General features: G+C 42.6%; 17 protein-coding genes. 7 read left to right on the forward strand and 10 right to left on the reverse strand.

Features of this window, described 5'->3' with window-relative positions; genetic code table 11:
• Positions 1 to 12: 12 nt before the first annotated feature.
• Positions 13 to 363 carry a VanZ family protein gene (locus GDK41_RS14730; RefSeq protein ID WP_152087122.1) on the forward strand — a complete coding sequence of 117 codons (351 nt, stop codon included), beginning with the start codon at positions 13 to 15 and terminating at the stop codon, positions 361 to 363.
• Positions 356 to 1,258 (forward strand): ketopantoate reductase family protein, encoded by a 903-nt coding sequence (locus GDK41_RS14735; RefSeq protein WP_152087123.1) that lies wholly within the window; start codon positions 356 to 358, stop codon positions 1,256 to 1,258. The genes GDK41_RS14730 and GDK41_RS14735 overlap by 8 nt, the downstream gene beginning before the upstream one ends.
• Before the next feature lie 38 nt (positions 1,259 to 1,296).
• Here the strand turns inward: GDK41_RS14735 and thiI are convergent, their stop codons facing one another.
• Both thiI and GDK41_RS14745 read right to left on the reverse strand, forming a co-directional pair.
• The gene (gene thiI, locus GDK41_RS14740) at positions 1,297 to 2,757 is read right to left on the reverse strand and encodes a tRNA uracil 4-sulfurtransferase ThiI (RefSeq protein WP_152087124.1); all 1,461 of its coding nucleotides are present in this window, start codon (positions 2,755 to 2,757) and stop codon (positions 1,297 to 1,299) included.
• A 105-nt stretch (positions 2,758 to 2,862) separates the two neighbouring features.
• Positions 2,863 to 3,519, reverse strand: a complete 657-nt coding sequence (locus tag GDK41_RS14745) for a TetR/AcrR family transcriptional regulator (protein ID WP_152087125.1) — start codon at positions 3,517 to 3,519, stop codon at positions 2,863 to 2,865.
• 189 nt (positions 3,520 to 3,708) lie between these two features.
• Here GDK41_RS14745 and coaD point away from each other — a divergent pair, with 189 nt between their 5' ends.
• Positions 3,709 to 4,191 carry a pantetheine-phosphate adenylyltransferase gene (gene coaD, locus GDK41_RS14750; protein WP_152087126.1) on the forward strand — a complete coding sequence of 161 codons (483 nt, stop codon included), beginning with the start codon at positions 3,709 to 3,711 and terminating at the stop codon, positions 4,189 to 4,191.
• Positions 4,188 to 5,558, forward strand: coding sequence for a capsule assembly Wzi family protein (locus GDK41_RS14755; protein WP_152087127.1), 1,371 nt, complete (start codon positions 4,188 to 4,190; stop codon positions 5,556 to 5,558). Before coaD ends, GDK41_RS14755 begins: the two co-directional genes overlap by 4 nt.
• A 647-nt stretch (positions 5,559 to 6,205) precedes the next feature.
• Here GDK41_RS14755 and GDK41_RS14760 read toward each other — a convergent pair.
• The 7 genes from GDK41_RS14760 to argC all read right to left on the reverse strand — a co-directional run bounded on the left by GDK41_RS14760 (position 6,206) and on the right by argC (position 12,944).
• Positions 6,206 to 6,730 (reverse strand): hypothetical protein, encoded by a 525-nt coding sequence (locus GDK41_RS14760; RefSeq protein ID WP_152087128.1) that lies wholly within the window; start codon positions 6,728 to 6,730, stop codon positions 6,206 to 6,208.
• 5 nt (positions 6,731 to 6,735) lie between these two features.
• Positions 6,736 to 6,909 carry a hypothetical protein gene (locus tag GDK41_RS20255; protein ID WP_172971623.1) on the reverse strand — a complete coding sequence of 58 codons (174 nt, stop codon included), beginning with the start codon at positions 6,907 to 6,909 and terminating at the stop codon, positions 6,736 to 6,738.
• Between the two features lie 201 nt (positions 6,910 to 7,110).
• The gene (gene argH, locus GDK41_RS14765; RefSeq protein WP_152087129.1) at positions 7,111 to 8,976 is read right to left on the reverse strand and encodes an argininosuccinate lyase; all 1,866 of its coding nucleotides are present in this window, start codon (positions 8,974 to 8,976) and stop codon (positions 7,111 to 7,113) included.
• 23 nt (positions 8,977 to 8,999) lie between these two features.
• The gene (locus tag GDK41_RS14770) at positions 9,000 to 10,205 is read right to left on the reverse strand and encodes an argininosuccinate synthase (protein ID WP_152087130.1); all 1,206 of its coding nucleotides are present in this window, start codon (positions 10,203 to 10,205) and stop codon (positions 9,000 to 9,002) included.
• Positions 10,206 to 10,219: 14 nt separating this feature from the next.
• Positions 10,220 to 11,140, reverse strand: a complete 921-nt coding sequence (locus GDK41_RS14775) for an ornithine carbamoyltransferase (RefSeq protein ID WP_152087131.1) — start codon at positions 11,138 to 11,140, stop codon at positions 10,220 to 10,222.
• 8 nt (positions 11,141 to 11,148) lie between these two features.
• The gene (argB, locus tag GDK41_RS14780) at positions 11,149 to 11,928 is read right to left on the reverse strand and encodes an acetylglutamate kinase (RefSeq protein ID WP_152087132.1); all 780 of its coding nucleotides are present in this window, start codon (positions 11,926 to 11,928) and stop codon (positions 11,149 to 11,151) included.
• Complete coding sequence (argC, locus tag GDK41_RS14785) at positions 11,922 to 12,944, reverse strand: N-acetyl-gamma-glutamyl-phosphate reductase (protein ID WP_442960216.1); 1,023 nt, start codon at positions 12,942 to 12,944, stop codon at positions 11,922 to 11,924. The genes argB and argC overlap by 7 nt, the downstream gene beginning before the upstream one ends.
• A gap of 182 nt (positions 12,945 to 13,126) precedes the next feature.
• On the opposite strand from argC, the gene argE reads away from it, so the two are divergent.
• Both argE and GDK41_RS14795 read left to right on the forward strand, forming a co-directional pair.
• Positions 13,127 to 14,281: an acetylornithine deacetylase gene (argE, locus tag GDK41_RS14790; protein WP_152087134.1), complete on the forward strand. Its 1,155-nt coding sequence runs from the start codon at positions 13,127 to 13,129 to the stop codon at positions 14,279 to 14,281.
• 60 nt (positions 14,282 to 14,341) lie between these two features.
• Entirely contained in the window at positions 14,342 to 15,385 is a 1,044-nt protein-coding gene (locus tag GDK41_RS14795; RefSeq protein ID WP_152087135.1) for a LacI family DNA-binding transcriptional regulator, read from the forward strand.
• A 219-nt stretch (positions 15,386 to 15,604) separates the two neighbouring features.
• Here GDK41_RS14795 and gtfA read toward each other — a convergent pair whose 3' ends face one another.
• Positions 15,605 to 17,077 (reverse strand): sucrose phosphorylase, encoded by a 1,473-nt coding sequence (gene gtfA / locus GDK41_RS14800; protein WP_152087136.1) that lies wholly within the window; start codon positions 17,075 to 17,077, stop codon positions 15,605 to 15,607.
• 163 nt (positions 17,078 to 17,240) lie between these two features.
• On the opposite strand from gtfA, the gene GDK41_RS14805 reads away from it, so the two are divergent.
• Positions 17,241 to 18,437, forward strand: coding sequence for an MFS transporter (locus GDK41_RS14805; RefSeq protein ID WP_232056471.1), 1,197 nt, complete (start codon positions 17,241 to 17,243; stop codon positions 18,435 to 18,437).
• The last annotated feature ends 123 nt before the right edge of the window (positions 18,438 to 18,560 follow it).

Consider the following 18,560-nt stretch of genomic DNA (forward strand, 5'->3'; position numbering starts at 1 on the left):
ATAGGAAGTTTTGTGACCAGGCGGGTTTATCAAGTTTTACTTTTAGTAACATTGGCTATATGTACCTATTTATTCGCAAAGGAATTTCAGCACTCAGGCGTAAGGTTTGAGCATGCTGACAAGGTGGTTCATTTCGCTATCTTTTTCGCCTTGGCATTTATCATGCACCACGCTTTCAAATGGCCCATGATTGCACAATTGGTATTGTTAGCGGCCTATGGCATTGGCATTGAAGTAATGCAAGACTCGCTCCCATACAGGCAAGCCTCTCTTGGGGATTTTGTTGCTGATTTCTTGGGCGCACTATGCTACTACCTAAGCTACCTTGCCTTGCGAGCGTGGCGCACTAACAAGCATGGCTAGAGTACATATTATCGGTGCGGGCGCAATTGGTTTAACATTTGCCAACGCACTAAGTAAAAAGCACAACATTACTATCGTGTCACGTCATAAGCACTTCAGTGAGTGGCGATACACACAGCAGCACACGGCAGCAATAAATGCCAATACCATGACATTAAAACAGGCTCAATCAGAGCCTACTACAATTGAAAACTGCTTTGTTTGTGTGAAATCATACCAATTGCTGCATGCTTTGACGGATGTGCTCCCGCTGTTATCCGATACAGCCAGCTTGTTTATTAGTCACAATGGTATGTCGGATCTGACACAGTTAACTGAGCAACTTAAGCCACGCCAAGCACTTTATTTTGTCAGCACCGCTAGGGGCGCATTAAAGCTAAGCGATAATCATGTTAAAGCAACAGGAATAGGCGATACGTTTGTTGGGGCTTGTAACCGATGCGCAAAAAATAACTTAACGCAGGCTTACCAAGGCTTCTTTGAAACGATACTGCCACCAAGCTATATACATAACGATATAAACTTACTCCGATGGCAAAAATTAGTCGTTAATATCGCAATTAACCCGTTAAGCGCACTTCATCAAGTCCCTAATGGTCAGCTTAGACAGCCGCGCTTTGCCAGCACTATTTTATCGCTCCTTAACGAAGCATGTACCATTGCCAAATGTGAAGGTATTCACCTGCCTCTGTCACAAGCGCTTGATAGTGCATACCAAGTTATGGCGCGTACTCAACATAACTTCTCATCTATGGCACAAGACGTTACACATAACCGCGAAACCGAAATTAATGCAATTTGCGGATATATTGTGGAACTTGGCGAAAAACACCATATTGCTACCCCTATGAATACATCAATGCTACACACTATCCGCGCTTTGCACTTGGCATAAAAAAACCGAGCAGGCTCGGCTTTTTAAAACAGTTAGACTTACTCTGGTTTATACACTTTGACGTTCATAAAACCATTTTCGTGTAGGATCAGCGCTTGCAGTTGGCTCATTACCCCTTTGGAGCAATATAAAAAGTATTCTTTATCTTGTGGCAGATCAGCAAACTTTGTAGCAAGGCGGAAGAATGGCAAGTGCACCACTTCAACACCTTCAATTTCTAGTGGATTAGCATCTTCTTCATCAGGAGAGCGAATATCGAGCACCACGCCATTGCTTGGCAACTCACTGGCGGTTTCGGCTTCTTTCACTTCTTCTTTTGCTTCGGCTTCAATGTCGCGAATGTCTTTAACAATCGCGTTATTAACGACCGTATCTAACACGTCAAAGTCAAATTTCTGCTCTTCAGCCAAAATGGTGTCTAATTTAGCTTTTACTGTCGGCTTTTTAGAGATAACACCGCAATATTCAGGCATTGCCTCTGCCATTTCAATGGTGCCAATTTCACGGGCGATTTTGATGATATCAGCCTTATCATGCTGAATAAGCGGGCGAACAATCAACGTTTCGGTTACGCGGTCGATAACATTCAGGTTTGCTAGCGTTTGGCTTGATACTTGACCAATGCTTTCACCTGTGACAAGTGCCGGTATGTTGAACCGCTCTGCAATTTGGCTACCAGCGCGCATCATCATGCGCTTAAGCACCACGCCCATCTGACCATTTTCAACATTTTCTAAGATCTCAGTTACAACCGGTTCAAAGTCTACAGTGATAAACTTAACGCGGTGTGTCGAGCTATATCTTTTCCATAAATAGTGGCTAACCTGCTTAACTCCAATCTCGTGTGCAGCACCACCTAAATTGAAAAACAAGAAGTGTGTACGCGCACCTTTTCTGATCATTTGGTATGTCGCCACGCCAGAGTCAAACCCGCCAGAGATAAGCGACAACACATCCTCTTGGCTTGGTAAAGGAAATCCACCCACACCGTAATGCGTATGAGTCACGATATAAGCAAGCTCATCTTTTATTTCAATCTTAACTGTTACATCTGGTTTGCTGAGCTTAACCTTAGCCCCAGCAACATTTTGGTTAAGTCCGCCCCCCACATAACGCTCGACATCGCTTGAGGTAAAATCATGCTTGCCATTACGTTTAACACGAACACAAAAGGTTTTATTTTCTACAGTATGACCAGCAAGCTCCAGCGTGCGCTGGTAAATATCATCGAGGCTATCAAAAGTTGTTTCTTGCACTTCAATAAATTGCACAATACCCGGCACACGCTTTAAGTTGTCAATCAAGGCTTCGCGAGTCTTATCATCAGAGCACTCGCTCACAACTGCGATGTTATCCCAGTTATTCTTTACTTTTACTTGGTCGTCAACGCGGCTTAAAAGAATTTTAATGTTCTTCTCTAGCAGCTTAGTAAAACGTTTTCGGACTGATTTGCTTTTTATGGCAATTTCAGGGTGCAGTTTGACGATAAATTTAAACATAGAAATAACTCTTTTGCAGGGCGAATGCGCGCCGGGATATCGGGCGCGCGATTATAGCAAATTTCTATGCGTCTAGGAAATAAACAAACCGATTATTGCTTTTTGCTATGCAATGCTAGGCAGTGACTCATCAGCAAGTTGCTGATATTGAGTCTGTAAACTTTGGATTTTATCAACACTTAAGTCTGTACAGTAAGGCTTAAACAACATCAGTACTTTTACAATACCATTGTAAATATCTTGCTGTTCGAGTACGCCGGTCATTCTGCGCGCTTTTACATACGGAGTCCAAAAGCTTACGGTCATTTTCAGCATATGAGCAAGCTCTTTGGCATCTTCATCGGTTATATCAATTACTTTACTTGTTCTTAGACCAATAACAACGGAACGAACCTGCTCAAACAAATCGGTTTGAAACTCAATATATTGCTTTTTAAGTACGCCATCTCTTGCCAAGATGTCAGTTAGGTTGTCGTAGAAAAAATGATAACGCCACATTAAATCAAATAAAGAGTCTAAATATTTTGTTAACTGCTCCAGTGGTTCAAATTCGGTATCTAATGGCTTAAAGTGAGTGCTTAAGTGCTCACGATATAAGGAGAAGATATTGCGAATAATGTCTTCTTTGTTTTTAAAGTGGTAGTACAGATTGCCAGGGCTAATGCCCAAATTTGAGGCAATGTGATTCGTCGTAATGGCTCTTTCACCATGTAGGTTAAAAAGAGCGATACTGGTACGAATTATTTTTTCCTTGGTATTCATATCCTGATCTCTTTGACACGCGATTAATAATAGGATGTGTTTCACTAACTGGGTCAGTATAGTCAATTAGCTACTCTGAAAATAGCACTAAAGGGTATATGATATAAGTGACCATAGTGCAAAGCAGACCAGTGAAATATAGATAAAACATTGCTACCATAGGGCAAATTTTTTTGCCGATACCATGTTATGAAAGTTACAGCTCTATACCCAGGTACTTTTGATCCGCTCACTAATGGCCATGCTGATTTGATTAAGCGCGCAGCAAAAATGTTTGACGTTGTGTTATTGGCTATTGCTCACAACCCAAACAAACAACCTTGCTTTTCATTAGCAGAGCGCGTGGCGCTCGCTGAGCAAATACTTGCTGAGTACAAAAATGTTAAAGTTATTGGTTTTTCTGGGCTCTTGGTCGATTTAGCTAAACAACAAAACGCCAATGTATTGATCCGTGGGATCCGTGCTGTCTCTGACTTTGACTATGAGTTTCAACTTGCAAACATGAATCGACGCTTGAATCCCGACTTAGAAAGTGTGTTTCTCACCCCTTCTGAGCGTAACTCTTTTATTTCTTCCACTTTGGTAAAAGAAGTTGCGCTTCACAAAGGAGATGTAAGTGATTTTGTTCACCCCTTAGTCGCTAAAGCTTTAAAGGAAAAATTACACGGATGAAGTTAACCAAACTAAGCGCTATTCTCACTCTGGCTTTAAGCCAATATGCTGTTGCCAGCCCTTGGATAAATAGTGACGAAAACGAGTTAAAACACTCTATAGACTTATTGGTCAGCCATGGACTCATTAACCGACCCGTCAATCAATACCCTTTGTTATGGCAAGGACTCGTGCAAGACTTAGCGCAAATTAATGACAAGCAGGTACCTCAAAGTGCCGAATTTGCCCTTGCTCATGTGAGATATGCGCTAAAACAAGCTAAACGCAATCAATACTCAAGCATCAAAGCACACTTTGACGATGAACCCAAATTACAAGATGGCATCGGAGAGCGACACGCCTCTCATTCAGGTATATCAAGCTTTGGAATGATCACTGGCAACCATGTAAGCGCTAAAGTGCAGGTTAACTACACGGATAATGCGCTCGATGGTAAGAAAGTGAATCATTATGGCAGTCATCTCGCCATTTTATATGGTAACTGGGCACTGAGTGCCGAGCGACTAAATTATTGGTGGGGCCCCGCCAACGAAAATGCACTGATGCTCTCTAACAACGCCGCGCCTATGACAGCAATAAGAGTGAGTCGTGCAAATAGCGATTATGCCGGCCCATCTATTTTTTCGTTTGTTGGCCCTTGGCAAGTCACAGCCATAGCCGCAAAACAAAAACCTAGCCTGACTGATAAGCGTGATGGTGATTTTTGGGGCCTGCGCCTATCAAGTTCCCCAATAAAAGGGTTAGAGCTTGGCTTTAGCACCACCTCTAGTGATTTTGTGCTTACGCAACCAATACTTGAAACGCAGTCACCTACAGAGCAGCGCTTAACTAGCATTGATATTAAGTATGCAGGCACACTGTTAAACCAAGCTTGGGCCGCCTACGCAGAGTTTGCAGGTAATAATGATGCAGGCATCCTACCAAGTGAAAGCATGGTCACGTTGGGTATTGAGCACTACACGGGTAATACACAGTATCGCCTAAAAAGCTATATAGAATACAGTGATAGCACCACTGACTGCCAGGCACTACAAGCAAGCTTTCAGTGTAACTTTGAGATGGTCTCGGGCGGCTCTGAATACACACAGCGTCAACAATGGCTTGGTGCTGCCATAGGTCCACAAGCCAAAAGTGTAACGCTTGCTGCAGATTACCACGCATTATCCGGTTTTGGCGGTTTTGCTAAGTTAAAGTTTATTGATTTCGAGCGCCAAGCAACCGAGCGCACATTACTAGAGCTAGGTTATCAACAAGGCTTATTCAATGGACTACTTAAAACAGGCATCTCTATTTGGCAAGATCAACACGAAGCTAAAGAAAAAGAGACCGAGAGCGCTGTTAAATTAAGTTGGGAGTACCAATTTTAATTGCTTTAAAAAAGTGGTGAAGCAAGTCGCATATGCTTAAGTTACTTGCTTACCCTTACTCAAACGAGCAGTTATTTTCTTCGCCATGTATCTAAGGTATAGAAAGTCTCTATTTGTGATAAGTGCAATAACGAGCAGCACGTCGTCTACCTTTATGGTATATGTGTAAAGGTACCAAAGCCACCAAGCTTCTTTCCTACCAAGTATGTATATATCTATGTACATAATCAAAAAGAACAAACTATTTATACATAGAAAGATTGTTACATATCTAAGAGCATTAGAGGGGGTTACATTTAAGAGTTTGTGCAGGCCCAACAATAAAAATCATAATTGTGCGTCGTAAGCGATATATACTAAGTACTGATTTAGGTTAGCAGAAAAGACATCATATGATAAGAAACTAGAGGAATATGATGCAGCAACTAAACTTGAAGTCATTAATAATGAGTTGCTAATATTTTTATTTAGAACGTACTTGGAACAAGCATGTAAAAAAAATGACGACACCAAACACAATGAAATGAATCGATCAAATAAGTAAGGAATTATAACAAAAAAATAATGCTCCCAATCTTCAATTAACACAACAACGTCCCACAAAGCCATACAAAAAATAAAGAGGTTTCGTTTAAATTACTTATAGCTTAACTTTCGTATGTAAAAGGCTTTGACAATAATCCCCTTAATTTCTTACAAGCAAACTTTATGAAGAAAATGTCTCGATTTAAAATCAACACCGCTATCATCATCAAATCAAATACATTGATAGAAATACTGTAAATTGTCCACAATATCCAAGGCTCTGAGTTTTCTACAACCTTTCTATCAAAGTGCATTGCAATAAACATAAAACTATTGGCCATTAAACCAAACATCACATAAAAATAAGCTAGGGTTGGCTTTGCTGTAAAAAGCTTATGGCAACTCCATATACAACCCATAGTGACGAGGTCATAAACAAGCCATACAAGATATGGTGAAGTTGCAACTCTAATCGCTTCATAAAAGTGGTTGCTCAAAAAATAAGACAAAGCCATTGAGCCAGAAGTGATTAACAGTGAATAATTTTTAATAACTTTCAGAAGAGCAAAACTTACATTAAGAGCAAAGGCAAGGATGAAGCCTAAAACAACAATAGTATCAAAATGTAAACTAAGCTCTCCGAACAAAATAGCTACCTTATTGTGTCTAGATTAGAAAGAATTTGACCAGCGCCACGAGCACCACTGATTTGTGACAATAACTCTTTATTTAATAGCACTTTAGCAGAAAGTTCAAGGCTTTGGCTAGGCCCATGATTCACTGTTTGTTGTTTTTTGGTCGCTTTTAATGCTTTTAGCTGTTTCATATTAACCTCGTTGATTAAATTCAAATAATAAAAAGTTATTAACTTTGCCGTTACAAATTTGAACCAAACGAAAGCAAAAGGTGGGCCATATTTTTTTGACGGGGATAAAGCTGAGATGAGTAAACAAAAAAATAAGTCAGTTTTCAAAAATAAAAAGAGCGCTTGGGATCCGCCAAGCGCCTTTTGTCGTCTTCAGGGAGTTTAAGCCACAAATTTACACGGGATCACCGTACTTTTTGCCGCCTTTAATACAAATTCCATCGCTACTTCATCACAATTATCTTTGCGTAAACACAAGTCGCAATCCTTCATGACTTTTTCCGGCAACGTATCTTTTGTGCAATAACTAAAGCCTTGCTTTGTGAAAAAGCCAGGCACTCGGGTTAGCACAATAATGCGATTTAGCGCCAATTTTCTCGCTTTTGATAACAAATGAGTGACTAACTGCATGCCTTGACCTTTTACTGGCGTTTGCGGATCGACACCTAAAGAACGGATCTCGGCAAGGCCTGTATCGTATATATATAGCGATGCGCAACCCGTTACTTTGCCGTCTACCACGGTGACCGCAAACTCATTAATAGAGTGGATCATGTCACTTTTGGCACGAGGCAAGTTTTCGCCAACTTTTGCCCAGTGCTGGATCAGTTGGGCAATTGCATCAACATCATCAAGAGTCGCGTCTCTGACTAAGATCTGTTGTTTTTTTTTCGCCGCCCGCACAGCACTTTCAACTTGCGTGACTGAAGTGCCTCCAAGCGCTTGACGCGCGGCAATGCCTGCATCTAGCTCAAGCACGGGGTACACATCCTCATCAATCACATCACAAACACTTTTGAAAGTGGCTATGCTCAGCTCTTCTAAACTCTTACCCTGTGCTATGGCTATTTGCACCAGTTGACCAACAATGTGATGCCCTTCTCTAAAAGGGATCCCTTTGGCAACTAAATAATCGGCAAGCTCTGTGGCATTTGCATGGCCACCTTTTGCCGCTTCGCGGGTTTTTTCAGCGTTTACTTTTACGCCTTCAATACACGCTTGCGCCATATGAATACAAGCAAGCCATGTTGGCATGGCATCAAACAAACCTTCTTTGTCTTCTTGCATATCTTTATTGTAGGCAAGTGGTAACGCTTTGAGCGTCATCATCATGGCGCTAAATGCACCAAATACTCGTCCTGTTTTACCACGGATCAATTCCAGTGCATCTGGGTTTTTCTTCTGTGGCATCAGCGATGAACCTGACGTGACGTTATCCGCAAGTTCTATAAATCCGGCTTCGCCCGAGTTGTAAAAAATCAAGTCCTCTGCAAAGCGAGATAAGTGCATCATAGAGATGCTTGCACAACTAAGTAGCTCTACCACAAAATCTCTATCAGAAACCGCGTCTAAACTATTACGACACGCATGACTAAAACCTAAATTGGTTGCAAGCGTTTCTCGGTCAATGGGGTAGGCTGTACCGGCAAGCGCACCACTGCCAAGAGGGCACACATTTAAACGCATTAGCGCATCTTGCAAACGAGACTCATCACGTTCTAACATTTCAACATATGCCATACACCAGTGACTAAACAGCACCGGTTGCGCACGTTGTAAATGTGTATAGCCAGGCAAGATAGTGCCCAATTCGCGCTCTGCTAACTGTACAAATGCCGATTTTAGCGCCCCTAGTGCCCCAAGCAACTGCTCGGCGCTTTGGCGACTCCAAAGCCTAAAATCCGTGGCGACTTGGTCATTACGGCTACGCCCTGTATGTAGCTTTTTAGCCAAATCACCCACTTGCTCTATCAGCTTTGCTTCAACATATGAATGAATATCCTCATACCCAGCCCCAGCAACTTCTTGCGGATCACCTTGCACATGCTCAAGTAACGCGTTCAACGCAGCAATTAGTTCCTGATGTTCTTGCTCACTTAAGACATTTACCTGCAAAAGCGCACCAGCCCAAGCAATTGAGCCTACAATATCCTGCTCTGCCAACTGATAGTCAAATGGCAAAGAATCATTAAACTGTTTGAAGGCCGCATCCGGACCCGATGAAAAACGTCCGCCCCATAACGCCATAATGTTTCTCCTAACGCTCTGAATTACGACTTTTTATTTAAAGCCGCGATCCGGCTAGATAGCGAAAATAAACGAATAAACCCTTCGGCATGTGATTGATCGAAAACATCATCTTCACCGAACGTTGCAAAATCTTCACTGTATAAACTATTAACCGACTGCTTTTGCACTGCACTGACGTGGCCCTTGTAAAGCTTTAACACCACCTCGCCTGTTGCCACTTCTGATAATGCTTGCGCCCCAGCCAAAATTGAATCTTTCAAAGGCGTAAACCAACGGCCGTCATACACCAAATGCGCAAACTCTCCACCAAGCGTTTCTTTCCATTTGCGGCTAGATTTATCCAGTACTAACTCATCAATAGCCTGAAGTGCAGCCATGATCACCGTGCCGCCCGGTGTTTCATAGCAACCACGAGATTTCATGCCGACTAAGCGGTTTTCAACAATATCAACACGCCCTACACCGTGTGCAGCGGCAATGTGGTTTAGCTGCACCAAACATTGATACGGGCTGTAGCGCTCACCGTTAACCGCGACGACTTCGCCTTTTTCAACGAGTACGCTCACAAACTCTGGCTTATCTGGTGCTTGCTCCGGAGACACGGTCATGGTCCAAACTTGTTCACTTGGTTGATTCCAAGGATCTTCAAGCTCTCCCCCTTCATGGGAAATATGCCAAGCATTCGCGTCACGACTATAAATTTTTGTCGCCGATGCTGAGCACGGGATATTACGTTCAGCTAAGTAATCCAACAGCGATTCACGACTTGATAGGCTCCACTCTCGCCATGGTGCAATCACTTTTAGATCAGGCGCAAGCGCAGCAAAGCAAGACTCAAAACGCACCTGATCATTACCTTTACCTGTGCAACCATGAGACAAAGCATCCGCCCCTACTTTACGTGCAATTTCAACTTGTGCTTTTGCAATGATAGGGCGCGCCATTGAAGTGCCTAATAAATAGGTGCCTTCGTAAATTGCGCCAGTTTTAAGCGTTGGGTAAATGTAATCACTGACCATCTGCTCTTTGAGATCAACGATATGACACTCTGATGCGCCAGATGCGATGGCTTTTTCTTCAACACCAGCCAACTCTTCTTCGCCTTGGCCTACATCTGCAACAAACGCAACCACTTCACAGTCGTAGTTTTCTTTTAACCAAGGAACAATTGCCGATGTATCCAAGCCACCAGAATAGGCCAACACTACTTTTTTAATTTCGCTCATTTTGCTTTACATCCTTACACATAATTTGGATTTAACAGTGATACCAGCAGAGCATTCTGGGCATGCATGCGGTTTTCAGCTTGTTGAATTATTTTTGAATTTTTACCATCCATCACCTCAGAGGTGATCTCATATTCACGGTGAGCAGGCTGGCAGTGCAGCACCGTACTTGCCCCTGTTTTCTGCACAAGCGCCGCATTGATCTGGTATGGCATAAAGGTCTGTTTTACTTGCTCTAAACACGCATTGTTACCCATAGACACCCACGTATCTGCGTAGAGCACATTCGCACCAACTGCAGCTTCAACTCGGTCACTTATCAGCACTGATGCACCATTTGATGCAGCTATTTGCTCAGCCTGCTTCACAATTTGCGCATCGGGTGAGTGCCCTTTGGGGCAAACTGCAACAAAATCACTCCCCAATGTGGCAGCCAACAACATCAAAGAATGAGTAACGTTATTGCCCTCACCTAAGTAGGCCAGTTTCAATTGACTCACGTCACCGTGTACTTCTTGTAGGGTTAAAAAATCGGCCAAAGCTTGGCAAGGGTGATATAAGTCACACAAGCTATTCACCACAGGAATAGACGCGTGCTCAGCCAATGTATTTAAGGTGCTGTGATGATTTACCCGTGCCACTAGGCCGTCAGCCCATGCCGAGATATTCAGCGCAAAGTCTTTGACCGACTCACGGTTGCCCATTGCTCCATTTTGTTGGTCGAGGTAAACCGCATGCCCCCCTAATTTATTGATACCAATATCAAACGATAACCGAGTACGCAGGCTTGGTTTTTCATAAAGCGTCACTATCGACTTACCCGTCAAGGCATTGGCATACTCTTGTGGCTGACTCTTTATATTTTGTGCAAGCTGTAATAACTTTAAAATCTTTGCTTGGTCTAACTCTAGACCGGTTAAAAAATGCTGTAACATATTCTTTCCTATGGCGTTATCTTTGTACCAACATGTGCGCCATTGAGTAACGCACCGAGATTTTCTGGCTTTTGCCAACTTGAGATATACACGCCACGTCGTAAGTGTTGGGCTGCGCGAAGGCTGGTCTTTACTTTGACCTCCATTCCGCCCACGATGACTCCTAAGTCTATTAACTCTTCTATTTGCGCTTGATTGAGCTGATGCAAAGGCTGTTTATCGCCATCTAGCACAGCTTCAACATCCGTCATAAAAATAAGTTCAGCATTGAGGAGACTAGCAATCTCAGCCGCAGCTTCATCGGCATTAACGTTGAATAACTGTCCATCATCTCCAAGGCCTACAGAGCTGACCAATGGCGTACGGCCAAGCTCCAACATAGCTGGCAGTAAACTCGAGACTCCCTTAACACACTCACCAACTTGACCAAGTGCTTTGAGTTTTTGTTTTGCAATTAGTCCTGCTTCATATAAGCAACATCCAACGGGCTGCAATCCAGCAGTGATTGCCTGTGCCATCAACTGCTTATTGGCACAGCCAGCTAACGCGCCAACAATGTATGGCATCTGTTCTTTGGGGCTAATACGTAAGCCTTGGTGTTTTGCCGTAGCAAACCCAGCATCGTTCAACCAACGATCAACCAGCGCGCCGCCACCATGTACCACGACAAAATGCTTGTTTTTGTCTTGCTCACTCACATGAGCCAATTGTTTAAATAAGGCATTGGCTGCATCTTCTGTATCGAGTACCGCACCACCTACTTTTATCACCCAAGTTTGCATTACCATGCTCCCTTTAAACCCAATTCAGGCTGCAATTGACTGGCTAAATTCATGCATTGTAATGCTTGACCCGCAGCACCTTTTAAAAGGTTATCAATGGCAACAACCACTATCAGCTGACTCCCTTGTTGCTGCCAACCAATATCAACATATGGCAGCCCTGCAACCCCTTTGATTGAAGGCAACTGCGCACCTTTTAATCTGATCAATGGCTCATCGGCTAACACTTGGTATGCGGCTTCAACTTGTTGACTGGTCACTTGTGGGTTTAGCTGAAGATAAATAGTTTCTAAAATGCCACGAGCAAAATTGCCTAAATGCGGAGTAAATAGCACTTCATGGCCAAGGTATTGGCTAATTTCAGGCGTATGGCGATGGTTAAACAAGCCATAAGGAGCCAAAGAAACTTCACAAAAATGAGTATTAATACTGGCCTTTCTACCTGCCCCCGTTACTCCAGAAACGGCATTGATTATAATTTTTTCATCTGCGATTAAACCGGCTTGTTTAAGCGGTTTTAGTGCATTAAGCGCAGCGGTTGGATAGCAACCAGCAACAGCAACCAGTTGTGCTGTAGCTATTGCTTGAGCATTCCACTCAGCGAGGCCATATTCAGCTTGTGCTAGCCAATGTTCATAAGGATGACTAAAGCCGTAATATTGCTCGTAATCTTGATTCGTTGCTAAACGGTAGCCACCTGATAAATCAAATACCTTTTTCCCCATTTCAAGAAACTTTGGGGCAAGTTCAACACTAACTTTATGATCAGTGCACAAGCACACATAATCAGCGTGTGTTTGAATTTCAACAAAAGCTTGCTGCGTTAAAGGCAGTAAAGGCGTGTCGAGCAAAACTCCATGCTCTGGATATAACTGACTCAATAATTTGTTTTTATCCAAGCTTTGCTCTGACACGTAACAACCTGACAGGGAGAAGTTAGGGTGTTTGGCTATCAAACTGGCAAGCTCCGCGCCGCTATAACCACTGGCGCCAACTACTGCGATTTTTTTCGTTACATTCATCATTTTTGACAGTGCTCTCTAATTTGTATTGCGTTTTCTAGTGAAAATGAAATTAAATGGTGAATGAGTATCGTCGCATGCCAGCCTCTAAATATATTTATGCTAAAAAAGTGAATTGATATTCATACTAAACACCTTTAAATTGTTATGCAAACACTTTGGATAAATATTTTGGATTTTTTATGAGCAGCCCCTCTTTTTTAGCAATGTATCAGCAATTAATTGCCAACCCGTCAGTGAGTGCCTTAGACGAATCTTTGAATATGAGCAACCGACCGGTGATTGATTTACTCGCCAGCTGGTGCGAAAGCTTAGGCTTTACCGTCGAGATCACCGAACTGGAAAATGCACCTGGAAAATTCAATTTATTAGCCAAACGCGGGCAAGGTCATGGTGGTTTAATGCTTGCAGGACACACCGATACGGTGCCCTTTGATGACAGTAGATGGAACTTCAACCCCTTCAAGCTGGAGCAGCATGACAATCGTTTATACGGTCTTGGCTCTATTGATATGAAAGGTTTTTTTGCGTTTATTATAGATGCAATAAAAACCCTTGATGAACAGGGAGCCGTACAATCTGAGCCTCTGCTCATTCTTGCCACTGCAGATGAAGAAACAACGATGGCCGGTGCACAACAAATAGCTATGCACCCAGATTTAAAACCTGCGCGTTGCATCATCGGCGAGCCTACCGACATGACACCGGTTTATACACACAAAGGGCATATGAGTAGTGCCATTCGCGTGACCGGACGCTCAGGTCATAGCTCAGATCCAGCACGTGGGCTCAACGCAATTGAAATCATGCACAAGGTCATTGCACAATTATTACACCTTAAAGAAGAGTTAAAGAATAAATATTCACTTAGTGATTTTGCGATCCCTTACCCAACTTTAAACTTGGGCCATATCCACGGTGGGGATAATGCCAATCGCATTTGCGGTTGCTGTGAATTACATATTGACCTGCGCCCATTGCCAGGTTTGAGCATCAAAGAACTACAAGCTTTGCTTCTTGAGGCAGTCGCACCGCTCAATGCTCAATACCCAAATAGCGTCTCTGTTATCGACTTGCACGACCCAATTCCTGCCTTCAGTGGTAAAACGGATAGCGCCTTAGTGAAACTGGCAGAACAAGTATCAAAAACTAAAGCGGTTGCTGTAAATTACTGTACTGAAGCCCCCTTTATACAGCAACTTGGGTGCGAAACCATTGTCATGGGACCTGGCAGTATAGAACAAGCGCACCAACCTGATGAATACTTAGCCATGGAGAAGATAGCTCCTACACAGCAGCAAGTCCGCCAGTTAATAAATGAATTGTGCTTTAGTTAGTGCTTTAAGTAGGCATCTATGCTGATGTAAACTAGAAAAAAACCCAATAGCCAGACGCGAATGACTGTAAAAAAGTGGACCCTAAAAAGCATTGCTGCACACCTTGGTGTATCAAATGCAACTGTATCAAATGCTTTCAATCGACCCGATCAGTTATCAAAGCGAAAGAGAGAAGAGATCTTATCTGCATGTCATGAACTTGGCTACTTTGGTCCAAATAAAGCTGCACGCTCTCTTAGAAAAGGTACCTTTAATATTGTCGCACTGGTTTTGCCCGACAGCATTGAATATATGGTCTCGGATCCTGTCGCTAGTAGCTTTATGCGGGGTGTTGCAAACGTGCTTGAGCCTCAGGATATCAATTTGCTGCTGTTCTCTGGTAACGCAGATAACGTCAGCAATGTCGTTGACTTTGTTGATGGCTTTATCTGTTATGGCAGACCAAGAAATACCAAACTCATTGACCACCTAGAAGCGCTAGATAAAGACGTGGTGGCGGTCGATTTTGAGCTTAACAAACAAGCAAGTGTAAATATAAATAATCACCAAGCGGCCTATGATGTTGCCAATCAGGCATTCAGCGCATTTAAAAATACCGAAATAGCAGCAAATGTTGCCATTTTGGGGTTGCGTCTATTAGACACCGAGCTTATTTGCCGTGTCTATGATCACCACTTGCCAAAACTCAACACTTCGATTGCACATCAACGTTTGTCAGGGTTTAGGCAAGCATTACACGAAGCCAATATCGCCATACCAGATGATCGAACTTGGAATATCCCCGAAAGCAGTGAACGCTGGGCACGTATCGCCGCTAAAGAAGCCTTAAGCGTGCAACCACGTCCAAATGTATTATTATGCATGAGTGATTTAATTGCGCTTGCCGCGGCACGTGAGGCACTTGAACAAGGGATAAAAGTGCCTCAAGAACTAAAAATAGTGGGTTTTGACGGTATTGAGGAAGCCCAACGGTTTAACCCCGCTATCACCACCATACACCAAAATAGTGAGGCTAAAGGGCAACGGGCTGCCGAACTGTTTATCAATAAGCACAAACAACAAGTGATCTTACCGTTTGAATTAAAAATGGGCCAATCCACTTAGCCCCTTTGATTTTTGAACCTTACTAATTAACCTCAGCTGCACATAAGAGAATTTGCCCAATAAAGCTATTTCACTCACTCTCTTCGTTATTTTCATTTGTAATAGCTCGCTATTACTTCACGAAAATGCCTTGATAGTGAGCGAAATATCGTCATTGGATATTGAAGGGGTTGCAATGTCTCTCTTCTGAGCTATCAAAACTCTTATCCGCAGCTGAGGTTAATTATTAAGCAAATCCGCTAAGTTAATGACCTTATTTTGTTTGGCGCTACTTAAGCTAAGTACGGTTGTTCCTTGTATCAAATCAATATCGAGACAAGCAAGCTCTTGTTGATTTTGCCACTTCATGCTCAGTATGCTATTGCTACCTTGCACTGAAAACTCTCCATTGAATGCATTACTCTCATTTCGCAGTTTAATAAGCGAAAACAATCCTTTAACAACGGGTTTAGCTAAGTGTTTTTTCACTTGCTCTAAAGATAAATAACTTCGGTTGATATCTCTGCCTACTTGCGTTTTTTCCAGCAATGCCATGTCGTTGTTTAATGCCAATAACCCACCGTAGTATACTTGCGGTACACCTGGTGAAAAAAACTGTATCGCCCGTGCGGTTAAATACGCAAAGTCATCTTTACCCAATGCGTCGTAATAGCTGCAATTTACTTGGTATAAGTCAACATTACTTGCAGCAGCCCCCGTCGCTTTTAAACTCTCTCCTTGACTATTGGCATGAATTGTTTGCACTAAATGATCGACCTCTGTGGCAGTTAATAGCCCAGCTTTATCACCTTCAGGACCCGCATCAACAATACCAATGCCATCATGGGTATCAAGCACCGTTAAACAATTTCGAGGCGAGATAGTTAACCAAGATACCAACGCGTCTACATTTTTACTAAACAAGGTGTGTAAGATAAGCGGTGGCAGTGCAAAGTCATAAACTCTATCGACTTTTTTAGCCACCGCTATCTGAGTTTTATAATGACTGTGGATCTCAGCGATAGTTTCCATGCCCAACTCATGCGCTTGCTCAGCTAATTGCTTTATAAACGCAAAAGTTTCATCTGTCATAAAACAACTGGTACCAGCGCGCTTAATCGCAAATCCAGCAGCATCAAGACGAATAATTTTCACACCATTTTTAGCAAATAAATTCAAAACCTTATCTAAATACCCCTTACCCGCATCAGTCTCAACATTGATGTCTATTTGATTGTCAGTAAAAGTAGTCCAAAAATTGACAACTTCGCCGCTCGCCAGCTCTTTAGGCGAAAAACAGCTCGTTGGCCGCGGTCTGAAAATCGCATCGGCTTGGGTTTTAGTTATACCATGAGGAAATACATCGGTTTCTTTTAAAAACATAGACCAGTAAGATGAACTAGAACCATTTTTCAACACATCTTTAAACTCAACCGACTGAGCAGAAACATGATTGACTATTAAGTCAGCCATCACTTCATACTCTTGCCCAATATCGCTCAGTGCCTGCCAATTACCAAGGCGACTATCTACCTGTGCATGATCAATAGGATCAAACCCAGCGTCACTGCCATCTATGGGGTAATAAAATGGTAAAATGTGTACGCCGCTGAATAACCCGTCAAATGATGTATCAAGAAGTTGCTTCAGTTGTGCTAAACCACTTCCAGTTAAACGATCAGCATAAGTGATCAATTGCACTTGGTTTTTCATATTTTCACTCAATATTCTAATGTTGATTCTTAATCGATTAAGATATATCTTTATTCAACACCTAGATATATTCAAGCATTATTTACAATAAAATTGGCTGATCCACCTGAAACAACCACTAGACTTATTACAGATCAGCCGCTTAACCGTTGAGGTAAGTTTTATGACAACCAGCAACCTAACTACACTTCGCTGGCTCACATACATGATGTTCTTTATGTTTGCTATGACATCAGATGCTGTGGGCGTGATCATTCCAGAGTTGATCGAGCAGTATAATTTAACCATGACACAAGCCAGTGCATTTCATTATGCTCCCATGATTTGGATAGCAATAAGTGGCCTATGCTTGGGTTTTCTGGCGGATAAAATTGGCCATAAAACAACGATTTTGATTGGTTTAACGCTGTTTTCTATGGCTTGTTTTGCGTTTGCTGCAAGCAACAGTTTTTTGGTTTTCGTGATATTACTGAGCATTATAGGAGTTGCGATTGGCCTATTTAAAACCGCTGCTTTAGCATTACTGGGTAGTCTAAGTCCGACTAGCCATGCACACACCAAAACGATGAATACCGTTGAGGGCTTTTTTGCACTAGGCGCTATTGTAGGGCCAGCTCTGGTAAGTTACATGATAATAGCGGGTGTAAGCTGGATTTATCTTTATGTTTTAGCAGGAATACTGTGTATTTTGCTTGCCTTAGCAACGCTCAAAGTACGCTTTGCAGCCAAATCGCAACCGGTATCTTCTCAAGCACCGAGCTTTAAGCATACTCTATTGATGTTTAAAGACTTGCACGCCTTAGGTTTTTCTGCAGCCATTGCCCTATATGTTGCCACCGAAGTAGCCATTTATGTTTGGATGCCTACCCTACTAAAAACCTATCAAGGCGAATGGACTTTACTAGCAACGTATGCGCTAACTATTTTCTTTATCTTAAGAGCCCTCGGGCGGTTTATGGCCACTTGGCTACTCAACCTATTTAGCTGGCAACTGGTGATGCTTGTATTGAGCACTGCAATTTTCTTATGTTATTTAGCTACTTATCTTTTTGGCGTAAACGCAGCCGTAGTAAGTTTACCGCTCAGCGGGCTATTTATGTCAATGATTTACCCAACTTTAAACTCTAAAGGCATATCTTGTTTTGCAAAACATCAACACGGCTCGGTAGCAGGGGTTATCTTGTTTTTCACCGCACTATCAGCAGCAGTGGCACCATTATTAATGGGTGTAGTGAGTGACCACTTTGGCCATATCGAATACGGCTTCGCGCTCGCCACCGCATTTGCCGCTTTGTTGATGCTGGCAATGTTATATAACTGGTGGCAAGACCCTGCGCAAATACGCCTAGCCGACAGCTAACCTCACGTTAAAAGCGCCCAACACTGCACCAAGATGGGCACTTTTTTCGTATTAATTACAACCAGTTAAAAATAAACGCACAATTATCGCGCAAATATTCATTGCAAAACATGTTATTTTTGC

This window comes from Pseudoalteromonas sp. A25 (assembly GCF_009176705.1).
GTDB lineage: Bacteria > Pseudomonadota > Gammaproteobacteria > Enterobacterales > Alteromonadaceae > Pseudoalteromonas.